The organism is Streptomyces desertarenae, from assembly GCF_042681365.1.
GTDB lineage: Bacteria > Actinomycetota > Actinomycetes > Streptomycetales > Streptomycetaceae > Streptomyces > Streptomyces desertarenae.
Map to the genome: position 1 here is coordinate 21,042 of NZ_JBHUFU010000030.1, position 10,144 is coordinate 31,185.

General features: G+C 74.8%; 10 protein-coding genes. 4 read left to right on the plus strand and 6 right to left on the minus strand.

The features are described 5' to 3' along the window. Positions 1 to 54 precede the first annotated feature (54 nt). Positions 55 to 1,107: a hypothetical protein gene (locus tag ACFSJS_RS27295; protein ID WP_380905072.1), complete on the minus strand. Its 1,053-nt coding sequence runs from the start codon at positions 1,105 to 1,107 to the stop codon at positions 55 to 57. Positions 1,108 to 1,508: 401 nt separating this feature from the next. On the opposite strand from ACFSJS_RS27295, the gene ACFSJS_RS27300 reads away from it, so the two are divergent. Together ACFSJS_RS27300 and ACFSJS_RS27305 are read left to right on the plus strand one after the other, a co-directional pair. Further along, a complete protein-coding gene (locus tag ACFSJS_RS27300) occupies positions 1,509 to 2,732 on the plus strand; it encodes a cation:proton antiporter domain-containing protein (RefSeq protein ID WP_380905074.1) in 1,224 nt (407 codons plus the stop codon). Beyond that, the gene (locus tag ACFSJS_RS27305; protein WP_380905076.1) at positions 2,729 to 3,739 is read left to right on the plus strand and encodes a potassium channel family protein; all 1,011 of its coding nucleotides are present in this window, start codon (positions 2,729 to 2,731) and stop codon (positions 3,737 to 3,739) included. Before ACFSJS_RS27300 ends, ACFSJS_RS27305 begins: the two co-directional genes overlap by 4 nt. 459 nt (positions 3,740 to 4,198) lie before the next feature. Here ACFSJS_RS27305 and ACFSJS_RS27310 read toward each other — a convergent pair whose 3' ends face one another. Continuing rightward, the gene (locus ACFSJS_RS27310; protein ID WP_380905078.1) at positions 4,199 to 4,606 is read right to left on the minus strand and encodes a MerR family transcriptional regulator; all 408 of its coding nucleotides are present in this window, start codon (positions 4,604 to 4,606) and stop codon (positions 4,199 to 4,201) included. A 49-nt stretch (positions 4,607 to 4,655) separates the two neighbouring features. On the opposite strand from ACFSJS_RS27310, the gene ACFSJS_RS27315 reads away from it, so the two are divergent. Further along, a complete protein-coding gene (locus ACFSJS_RS27315) occupies positions 4,656 to 5,537 on the plus strand; it encodes an NAD(P)-dependent oxidoreductase (protein WP_380905080.1) in 882 nt (293 codons plus the stop codon). 197 nt (positions 5,538 to 5,734) lie between these two features. Here the strand turns inward: ACFSJS_RS27315 and ACFSJS_RS27320 are convergent, their stop codons facing one another. The 4 genes from ACFSJS_RS27320 to ACFSJS_RS27335 form a co-directional block, all read right to left on the minus strand. Further along, positions 5,735 to 6,196, minus strand: a complete 462-nt coding sequence (locus tag ACFSJS_RS27320) for a hypothetical protein (RefSeq protein WP_380905082.1) — start codon at positions 6,194 to 6,196, stop codon at positions 5,735 to 5,737. A gap of 322 nt (positions 6,197 to 6,518) precedes the next feature. Continuing rightward, positions 6,519 to 7,772 carry an RNA polymerase sigma factor gene (locus ACFSJS_RS27325; RefSeq protein WP_380905084.1) on the minus strand — a complete coding sequence of 418 codons (1,254 nt, stop codon included), beginning with the start codon at positions 7,770 to 7,772 and terminating at the stop codon, positions 6,519 to 6,521. Further along, positions 7,769 to 8,131 carry a YciI family protein gene (locus ACFSJS_RS27330; RefSeq protein ID WP_380905086.1) on the minus strand — a complete coding sequence of 121 codons (363 nt, stop codon included), beginning with the start codon at positions 8,129 to 8,131 and terminating at the stop codon, positions 7,769 to 7,771. Before ACFSJS_RS27330 ends, ACFSJS_RS27325 begins: the two co-directional genes overlap by 4 nt. 265 nt (positions 8,132 to 8,396) lie before the next feature. Next, complete coding sequence (locus ACFSJS_RS27335; RefSeq protein WP_380905088.1) at positions 8,397 to 8,837, minus strand: hypothetical protein; 441 nt, start codon at positions 8,835 to 8,837, stop codon at positions 8,397 to 8,399. Between the two features lie 573 nt (positions 8,838 to 9,410). Between ACFSJS_RS27335 and ACFSJS_RS27340 the strand changes: the two genes are divergently transcribed. Continuing rightward, on the plus strand, positions 9,411 to 9,968 hold the full coding sequence (locus ACFSJS_RS27340; protein ID WP_380905090.1) for a CGNR zinc finger domain-containing protein: 558 nt from the start codon (positions 9,411 to 9,413) through the stop codon (positions 9,966 to 9,968). The last annotated feature ends 176 nt before the right edge of the window (positions 9,969 to 10,144 follow it).

Consider the following 10,144-nt stretch of genomic DNA (forward strand, 5'->3'; position numbering starts at 1 on the left):
GCGGCACCACACGGCCGCCCCGGGCCCACCCGGCCCCGACGGCGGCCGGGGCCTTCAGGTGAGGGTGAGGGGCGGGACCGCCTGCCCGACCGTCAGCATCCCGCCGTCCAGCCGCAACCGGAGGGGCCCGGGGGCGGCGCCCAGGGCGCGGCGCAGGCCGGGGGGAACGTAGTCCATGGTCGCGAGCCGCTCGGTGTAGTTCAGGAAGCGGTGGCAGCCGACGGCCCGCAGGGAGGTGCCCCGTGCGGCAGCGACCACCTCGGGCAGGGCGAAGCCGCCCGGCCCCTCCGCCTGGATCACGTCGGCGGCGTCGACGTGCCGGTGGCGCACGCGCTCGGGGAAGAAGCGCGCGGCGAAGTGCCGGTAGAGGACGTACTCGGAGGCTCCGGTCCACTTGACGGGATCGGCGGTGCGCAGGAACGCCTGCCAGAAGGGCATGCCGTGGGCGTTGCGGGCCCGCCGGACGAGGTCGCCCAGGACGGTGCGGTCGAAGACCATGTGGTGCTGCATGCCGCTGTACGCGTCCACGGGCAGCCAGCCCGGTACCAGCCTCCCGGCGGCCTCCAGCGCCGAGTGGCGGGCCGGCAGCCGGTGTGCCCGGGTGCCCGGGTGCCAGGAGAGCGGGTACCCGTACGGCAGCAGGGACCTCCCCCGGGCGTCGACGAACGCCGTGTCCCGCAGGAACACGAAGTCCGCGTCGACCACCAGCACGTGCTCGGGCGCGTCGGCGGGCAGGACGTCGAAGCACTCCAGTTTCGCCAGTTGCTGGAAGTACCACGAGGCGGTGGAGGGATCCCTGCCCGAGTCCCGCAGGTACGCGCGCACTTCCCGGATGCCGACGGTGCAACGGCGTTCGTCGCACCACACGACGTGCGGGTCGACGCCGTCGCGGGGCCGCGCCGGCACGCGCTGGGCGATCACCTGCACCATGGCGACGGGGTTGAGGCAGTGGGCCCGTATGCCCCGCACGCAGACGTCCAGCCCGGGCATGTCCTTCTCCGCGGCCAGGACGACCACGCCGACCGGCGGCAGCGCTCCGGAGCGGCGGCCGTCGGCGGAGGCGGAGACGGAGGCGGGGCGAGGGGGACCGGTCCGGTGCCGCTGCACCCGGCAGAGGGTAGCAGGAGCGGGCGGGACCGGCTCGGCCTCGTCCGGCTGCCCGGCGCGGCCGGTACGCGACCGCCGGTGCCGGGCGGCCGGGCTGCGCTGTGCGGGTGGAACCGGGCCGTGCCCAGGCCGTCGCGCCGGGGCGGGGGAGCGGCCGGTCGTATGGTCGACACGGCGCGGAGGCATGCACCCCCACTGGTGACAGAGGCGCCACCCGCCGGGCAGACCCCTGTACGCCCCTCCCGCAGGGGTCTGCCCTGGAAACCCCGGCCGCGCGCCGGTGCGAAGGGGGAGTCCGCCCGTCCGGACGGCCGGGCCCTGCCGTACCGCCGGCTTCGGCCGTCAGGGGGCTCGGGCTCCCGGCGGACATGCCGTGACCGCCGTCGGGTAGCCGCACCGTCATGCTCGACGTTCTGCTGACCGTGGTCGGTGTCCTGGCCCTGGTGGTGGCCGCTCTCTCCCGGTGGATCCAGCGGGCACCGCTGAGCGCACCGCTGCTGGCCCTGCTGACCGGCGTCCTCTTCGGCCCGGAGGCACTGGGGGTCATCGACCTGCCCACCGTGGTGGAGGGGCACAAGGAACTGCACGAGGTCTCCCGGCTGCTGCTGGCGGTCTCGGTGATGGCGGTGGCCCTGCGCTATCCGTTCCGTGCCGTACGGACGCGGGCGAAACCCGTGGCCGTCCTGCTGGTCGCCGCCATGGCGGGGATGGCGTTGGTCACCACGGCGGTGTCGGCCGCCGCCCTGGGCGTCGGCCTGGGTGCGGCGGCGCTGCTGGGCGCGGCCCTGTGCCCCACCGACCCGGTCCTGGCCTCCAGCGTGGTCACCGGCGAACCCGCCGAGAAGGGGATCGCCGCCCGCACCCGGCAGCTGCTCTCCCTGGAGTCGGGCGTCAACGACGGCCTCGCCCTGCCCCTGGTCCTCGCCGCGGTCGCGATCGCCGGACCCCTGAGCGGCGGCGAGGCGCTGGTGGAGTCCCTGTGGCAGGTCCTGGGTGCGGTCGTGCTGGGCGCGGCGGCCGGCTGGTCGGGCGGCAGGGTGCTGCGTGGTGCGGAGCGGCACCGGACCATGCAGTCCGGCCCCCTGCTCGTCTACACCCTGCTGCTCGCCCTCCTCGTCCTCGGGGTCTCCGGGCTGCTGCGCGTCGACGGCGTCCTGGCCGTCTTCGTCGCCGGTCTGGCCTTCAACGCGACCAGTCCGGTGGACGAGCGGGCGGACGAGAACAAGATCGACGAGGCCGTCAACCGCTTCGTCGTCCTGCCGCTGTTCGTGGTGTTCGGCGCCATGGTCCCCTGGCGCGAGTGGGGCGAACTGGGCTGGTGGCGCGGCGCCCTGCTGGTCCTGGGGGCCCTGCTGCTGCGCCGCCTGCCGATCCTGCTCGCCCTCAAGCGGCCCCTGAGGCTGACCTGGCGTGACGCGGCCTTCCTGGGCTGGTTCGGGCCCATCGGCGTCTCCGCCCTGTTCTACCTGACGATGGAGGCCCACCGGCTCGGCGCCGACCCGCGGGTGCTGGCCGCCGGCACCCTGATCATCGCGGCCAGCACACTCGCGCACGGCGTCACCACCGCACCCGGCCTGGCCCTCTACCGCAGGGCGGGCGAGCGGGAGGGGCAGCCGGCGCGATGAGCGTACTGGCGGCGCTCGCCGGCTGCGCCCTGGTCGCCGTGGCGCTGGCCGACGCGGTGATCACCGCACTGTCCCTGGTGACGGGCACCGGCCCGGTCGGCGGTCGGGTGGCCCGGGGGACATGGCGGACGCTCCTGGCCCTCCACGCCCGGGTGCCGCGCGGGACGCGGCTGCTGGAGTGGAGCGGGACCCTCACCCTGCTGGCCACCTTCCTGACGTGGACGGTGCTGCTGTGGGCCGGATGGTGGCTGGTGTTCGCCTCCCACGACGCGGCCGTCGTCACCTCCCGTGCCTCCGTGCCCGCCGACGGGTGGGCGCGGGTGTACTTCACCGGCTACACGGTCTTCACCCTGGGCATCGGCGACTACGTCCCCGGAACCGCCTGGGCCCAGACGGCCACGGCCGTCGCCGGCCTGTCCGGGTTGTTCCTGGTCACCCTGGCCATCACCTACCTGGTCCAGGTGGTCCAGGCCGTGGTCCACAAACGCGTCCTGGCCGAGCAGATCCACGCCCTGGGGCGGGACGCCGCCGGCATCGTCGCCGGGGGGTGGACCGGGCACGGCTTCAGCCCCATGTTCGAACAGCACCTGACCTCCCTGGTCGCCCCCCTGCTGCGCCTGGGCGAGCAGCACCTGGCCTACCCGGTCGTCCACTACTTCCACTCGGCCTCGCGCAACAAGGCCCCCGCCCCCGCGCTGGCCGCCCTCGACGACGCCCTGCTGCTGCTCCGCACCGGCACGGATCCCGGCGTCCGGCCCGACCCGGCGGCCACCGGGCCTCTGACGTCCGCCCTGGACCAGGTGCTGGACACCCTGCAGGGCCAGTTCTTCACCCGGGCCGAACACGAGCGCCCCGCCCCGCCGCTGTCGGTGCTGCGGCAGGCGGGCATCCCCACCGTCGACGGGGAGGAGTACGCCGCGGGCGTCCGGGAGCACGCCCGGCGGAGGCGGGCCGTGCGGGGTTTCCTGCACAGCGACGGATGGCGCGACGCCACGGGGGAGCCGTGACCCGCCGGAGCACGGGGCCGCGGTCCCGCGCGCGGTGCCGCGACGGGACGAGCGGCCCTCCGCCGGCACCTGGCAGGATGAGGGCCGATCCACTGCGGGACGGGAGGCGCCGTGCGAGGACACCGCGAGGGGCGAGGAGCCGGAACCGTCGGCCTGCTCGTCCGTGCAGGGGCGGGACTGGCCGTGCCGGCGGCGCTCGCGGGCGCGGCGAGAGCGGCCGTTCCGCTCGACGCGGTGGCGGCCGCGACGGGTGAGGGCGGCAACGCCTTCGCCGCCTCGGTGCTGCGGCCCTCTCCGGCGGCGCGGGTCGAGCGGTACACGACCGAGCACACCCCTTGCATCACGGCACCGGAGGGGGCGCCCGACGGAGGTGGGACGCCGTCGCCGTGGGCAGTCCGCCGAGCGGCCGCCGTGCGCAACCGGGCCCCGCCCGCGCACGGCGGCCGGCACCCGGGCCGCTCAGACGGGGACGGACTCCAGGCCGGTACCGTCGAAGGGCGGATAGGTCCGGCTGCCCACGCGCTCGGCCGCGTCGATGTAGTCGGCGAGGGCTTCGCGGGACCGGGCGAGCCTGTCCATCTGATCGTCCAGCCGCCGCAGACGTGACCGCATCGCGGCCAGCAGTTCGGGGCACCCCAGCAGCTCCGGGGCCTCCCCGACCGCACAGGGCAGCAGGTACGCGATGTCCTCGGAGGACAGGCCGGCGCCGAGCAGGTGGCGTATCTGCCTCACCCGCAGTACGGCGTTCTCGTCGTACTCGCGGTAGCCGTTCGCGCCGCGGTCCGCCTCGAGCAGGCCCTGGGCCTCGTAGTAGCGCAACTGGTGGGCGTTGACGCCCGTTCGGCGGCTCAATTCCCCGATTCGCATCGAAACCTCGCTTGACCTTCACACCGGTATCAACGTCGACGATGCTGCCATGAACAGAACCGACACACCCGTGACAGTCATCGGACTCGGACTGATGGGCCGGGCGCTCGCCGGCGCGTTCCTGAGAGCCGGGCACCCCACGACCGTGTGGAACCGCACGGTCTCCAAGGCCGACCGGCTGGTGGCCGACGGCGCACGGCCGGCGCCGACGGTCGGCGACGCGCTCAAGGCAGGCTCCCTGACGGTCGTCTGCGTCACCGACTACCCGGCCGTGCGCGAACTCCTCGGCGCGAGCGACGTCGAACTCGACGGCACGATGCTGGTCAACCTCACCTCGGGCGATTCGGCTCAGGCCCGGGAAACCGCCCGATGGGCCCGGCGGCGCGGCGCCCGCTACCTCGACGGCGCCATCATGGCCGTCCCGCCGGCGATCGGCACCGCCGAGGCGGTGATCCTGCACAGTGGGCCGCAGACGGACTTCGAGGCGCACAAGGCGACACTCGAAGCGCTCGGCACCGTCACCCACCTCGGTGCGGACCACGGCTTGGCGGCCCTGTACGACGTGGCCGGACTGGCCATGATGTGGAGCGTCCTGAACGCCTGGCTCCAGGGCACCGCCCTGCTCAGGACGGCCGGGGTCGACGCCGCGACGTATGCGCCGTTCGCGCGGCAGATCGCGGCCGGGGTGGCCGAGTGGCTGCCCGGGTACGCCGAGCAGATCGACAGCGGATCCTTCCCCGCCGAGGTGTCGGCCCTGGAGACCGACGCGCGGGCCATGGCACACCTGGTGGAGGAGAGCGAGGCGGTGGGCGTCAACGCCGAACTGCCGAAGCTGATCAAGGCGATGGCCGATCGCTCGATCGCCGCCGGGCACGGCGGGGAGCAGTATCCCGTACTGATCGAGGAGTTCAGCAGAGCGCGCGGTGACTGACCGGCGCAGGCGCCGGGGTTCGTCCGCCGGGTCCGCGGACCCGTACGGGGCCGGCCTGCCCGCGGTGCGCCTCGCCTCCCGCCCGGTCCGCGGCGGAGCGGCCGCCGGGCGGCCTGCGCCGAACCGGACGCACACGAGCGGGAACGCGGCCGCTGCGAGCCGCGTCCGGCCGCGGGGGAGGGGCGCCGGCCCGCAGGTCACCGCCCGCGGCGCCCGCCGCGCCTCGCGTACCGGTGGAAGGGCACCGCCAGGAGGTGGACGAGCGCGGGGCCGGCCATGAAGAGCAGCACGATGGCGGCCCCCGCGGCGAGCCCGGTCCACGTTCCGCCGGACGACCCCCGTGCGCCGCCCGTACCGCCGGTGGAGACCGTACCGCCGGCGGAGACCGCGCCGGCCGCACCGCTCATGCCGCTCACCCCGCCCATGCCGCTCGCAACGCCGATGCCGCCCGCGCTGCTCATGCTGCCGGCCCTGCCGCCCGAGACACCCGAAGCACCCGAGCCGCCGGAGGTGCGGGCGGGGGCCAGGGCGTCCGCCTCCGTCCAGGGGGTCCCGGCGGCGCGGACCGGCTCCGCGGCGCGGAAGACGGCCGCCGGCGCGGCGTGGGAGGCGGCGGGTGCGCCCGCCAGTAAGGCGCCCAGCACGGCGAGGACGGTCATGATGCGCACGGTTCCCCCAGGACGGAAGCGGGCACGGACGGAAGACGGCGGGCACCGGACCCCGTGGACGCCGGGCACCGCCGTCCTGTTACTGCCCGCGCCACCCGGACCGGTACACACGGCCGGACGACCCGGCGGGGCGTCTGCCGCACGAGCCCGGCGGACCGTCCCGGCCGGTTCGGCCGAACGGCGCCGCGGACCGAACGGCGCCGCAGACCGAACGGCGCCGCGGACCGGACGGCGCCGCGGACCGAACGGCCAGGGCCACGGCCCCGCCCGTCCCGTCACGGCCCTGGCGGCGGCGCGGGCGGCGCGCTCCACGTCACATCGCACTCTCCAGGCGGCGGGCGCGCCGGGTGAGGTGGCGGCGCTCGGGCGCACTGGCGGTGCGGCGGGAGGCTTCGCGGAAGGCGAGCGCGGCGGCCTCGTGCCGGCCGAGCATTTCCAGCAGGTGGGCACGGGTGGCGACGAACCGGTGGTGGCGCGCCATGCGCTTGTCGCCCTCCAGTTCCGCCAGCAGGTCGAGGCCGGCGGCCGGACCCTGGACCATGGCGACCGCGACGGCGCGGTTGAGACTGGTCACCGGGTTCGGTCCGAACTGCTCCAGCAGGTCGTACAAGGCGAGGATCTGCGGCCAGTCGGTGGAGTCGGTGTCCTCGGCCTCGTCGTGCACGGCGGCGATGGCCGCCTGGAGCTGGTAGGGGCCGACCTGCCCGCGGGGCAGGGTGCGGCTGATCAGGTCCACGCCTTCGGCGATGAGCCGGCGGTCCCACCGGCGGCGGTCCTGTTCCGCCAGGGGCACCGGTTCGCCGTGGGGGCCGGTGCGCGCCGGCCGGCGCGCGTCGGTCAGCAGCATCAGGGCGAGCAGCCCCGCGGTCTCGGTGTCCTCGGGCACGAGGCGGTGCAGCAGCCGTGTGAGCCGGATCGCCTCGGTGGACAGTTCCAGCGAGGTCAACCCGGTTCCACCGGTGGTGGTGTAGCCCTCGTTGAAGACCAGGTAGAGCACGTGCCGGACCGCGGCCAGCCGCTCGGCGCACTCCGGTCCCTCCGGCAGCGACAGGGCGGTGCCGGCCGACTTCAGGGTCTGCTTGGCCCGGCTGATGCGCTGGGCCATCGTCGGCTCGGGAACCAGGAAGGCGGCGGCGATCTGCGCGGTGGTCAGGCCGCCGACCGCACGCAGGGTCAGCGCGATCCGGCTCGGCGCGGACAGCGAGGGATGGCAGCACAGGAACAGCAGGGCCAGGGAGTCGTCCCGGTCCGAGGCGGGCACGGCATCGGCGGCGTGGGCCAGCAGCGCGGACTGCGGGGTGGCCAGCGCGAGGGCGTCCTCACGGCGGCGGCGTGCCGCCTCGCTGCGCACCTGATCGACCAGCTTGCGTGAGGCCACGGTCACCAGCCAGCCCAGCGGACTGTCCGGCACCCCCGCCTCGGGCCACTGCAGCGCAGCGGCCAGCAGCGCCTCCTGGACAGCGTCCTCGCACGCGTCGAAGGCGCCGTGGCGGCGGACGAGCGCGGCGAGGACCTGCGGCGCCAGCTCGCGCAGCAGGTCCTCGAACCCGTGGTGCGCGCCGCTCACAGGTCCGCCGCGGACTCGTGCAGCACCGGCCACAGTTCCACCGGCTCCACGTCGGCGAACGGCATGTCCGCTGCGATCTGCTGCGCCCGCTGGAGGCTCTCGCACTCCAGCAGGTAGAAGCTGGCGATGTACTCCTTGGTCTCCAGGTACGGTCCGTCGGTGACCACCGGGACCCCGTTCTCACGGCGCACCAGCCGGGCGGCGGCGGCATCGGCGAGGCCGTAGGCGCCCAGCAGCTCGCCGGTCTCCCGGTACTTGGCGTTGAACGCCTCCTGCCTGGCGATCGCCTCCGGCCACGCCTCGGCCGGGAAGGAGTCCCACTTGGCCTGGTTGCCGTAGATCATCGCGACGTACTTCATCCCGTGCGTCCTCCTCGTCCCGCGCGCCCCGCCGGCGCGCTGTCACCCTTCAGTCGGAGCGGGAAACAGGTCCTCGACATCCGGCGGCGACTTCTTTCGCCCATTCTCGCGAGCCGCCTCCGAGCGGCTGGAACGGCCCGGACAGGGAAGCCGACCCACGCACTCGTCGACCGTCGGGCCATCCGCCCGGAGGCGGCGCACTTCCCGGCCTCCTCCGCCACCGCCCCCGCGGGCTCCGGGGCCGGAGCGCGCGTCCCCGCCTCCGTCAGCGGGTGTCGGTCTGCGAACCGGGCTGACGGGAGGATTCGTTCCGGCCGGGCGTCCCGAGGCGGTTGAAACCGGCGAGGCGGGGCGAGACGGTGAAGGGGAAGGAGGCGCCGCCGGGGGCCTTGAGGGCCGCCACGATGTCGTGGTCGGGTTCGCCGAACACCTCGAAGTGCTGCACGGTGCAGTGCTCCATCACTTCGCGGATGTACGGGTCCGACAGCCGCCAGTGGGTGCGGACGGCCTCGGAGTCGCGGTAGAGCTGGAAGCTGTGCGCCAGCATCCGCTCCTCGTCGATGAAGACCTCCACCATGAGCTGGGGGCCGTTCTCCCGGGCGAACGCCACCGCCCGCGCGATGGCGTGCCGGAAGCCGTCGAGGTGGCCGTCGGTGATGCGCATGGTGTTGCGGAAGAGGATGGTGGTGCTGCCTGTGATCTCCATGAGCCGAGCGTCGTACCTGAACCAAGGTTGAGGTCAAGGGCGCGGGCGGCGCCGCGGGGCCGAGGGTCCCGCGGGTGCCGCTCGGCCGCTGTCGGGTCACCGGCCGGACCCGCGGGCCCGGCCGGTGACCTCCCCGGGGCGGCGGACGGTCCCCGCGGGGCGGTGCCCGGTTCAGCGCGGATACGAAAGGCGCGTCCCCGCCGCGCGGGCCCCGTTCGGACGAGGGGGGCTCAGCTGCCCGTGAACCGGCTGCCGGCGGGGCGCCGGCGTCACCGGGGCGGGAGGCTCCAGGCCGTGCCTGATGGCGCTTCCCGCGTCGATGCCGTAGGCGATCTGCCGCACCACGTGGAGTGCGTGCCGTAACAGGAGCCGCATGGCAGTCCCTTCGGAGGCGGTTCCGGTCGGCGGTGACCGCTGCCCGCGCCGCCCCGGTCGCTTCCGCCGGATGGGGCGGGCGCGTGCGGGAGGGCATGGGAGGATCGCCATCGGCCGGTTCAGTAACCGATGTGATTGACTTTCACCGATTACAGTAGGGGAGTGTAAGGCGTGAATCTACCCTTTTCCGATTACGTTGTGGGGGCTGTCCTGGCGACCGATCTGGCGAACACCTCCCCGGTGGTGCGCCACACCACCGGGGAGGCGCTGCCCGACCCCGCGGCGCTCGAACGGTTCCTCGCGGAGCACGGGACGGGCGGCGGGATCCTCGCGCACACGGGACGCCCCTCCCGGAACGACCTGGAACAGGTCCACGCGCTGCGGGGGGAGGTGCGCGCCGCCCTGCAGGCGGACGAGGAGGAACTGGTCGAGCGCGCGAACACGCTGATCACCGGATCGGGGGCCGGACCGCTCCTCCGGCGCGATCGTGACGGTCGCTGGCAGTGGTGCGCGGTTGTTCCCCCCGGCGTCCCTCTCGCCGGCGAACTGGCCGCTCTGGCGGGCGTCGGGATGCTCGGGGCCCTGCGGGCCCTGGGGCACGAGCGGTTCCGCCGCTGCGCATCACCTGACTGCGAGGGGACGTTCGTCGACGTCAGCAGGGCCGGACGGCGCCGGTACTGCATGCCGAACCTGTGCGGCAACCGCCTGAACGTCGCCAACCACCGTGCGCGCAGGGCGCGAAGGCCCCCGGCGTGAGGCGCGCGGACAGGTGGACCGGACCGGCGGGGCCGCCTGGGACCGTGCCGCTCCGGTGTGCGGGCGCCGGCAGGACGGAACGCTCACACGCCCTGCCGGCCGGACATGCCGGCGGTGAGGGTGGCGCCGTCGGCGGGGTCGATCAGCAGGAACGATCCGGTGCGGCGGGAGAGGGT

Excerpts from the sequence above, each read along its gene's own strand:
- ACFSJS_RS27320 (WP_380905082.1), bottom strand. The coding sequence starts at position 6,196 with ATGACCGTCCTCGCCGTGCTGGGCGCCTTACTGGCGGGCGCACCCGCC.
- ACFSJS_RS27305 (WP_380905076.1), top strand. The coding sequence starts at position 2,729 with ATGAGCGTACTGGCGGCGCTCGCCGGCTGCGCCCTGGTCGCCGTGGCG.
- ACFSJS_RS27330 (WP_380905086.1), bottom strand. The coding sequence starts at position 8,131 with ATGAAGTACGTCGCGATGATCTACGGCAACCAGGCCAAGTGGGACTCC.
- ACFSJS_RS27310 (WP_380905078.1), bottom strand. The coding sequence starts at position 4,606 with ATGCGAATCGGGGAATTGAGCCGCCGAACGGGCGTCAACGCCCACCAG.
- ACFSJS_RS27300 (WP_380905074.1), top strand. The coding sequence starts at position 1,509 with ATGCTCGACGTTCTGCTGACCGTGGTCGGTGTCCTGGCCCTGGTGGTG.
- ACFSJS_RS27315 (WP_380905080.1), top strand. The coding sequence starts at position 4,656 with ATGAACAGAACCGACACACCCGTGACAGTCATCGGACTCGGACTGATG.
- ACFSJS_RS27335 (WP_380905088.1), bottom strand. The coding sequence starts at position 8,837 with ATGGAGATCACAGGCAGCACCACCATCCTCTTCCGCAACACCATGCGC.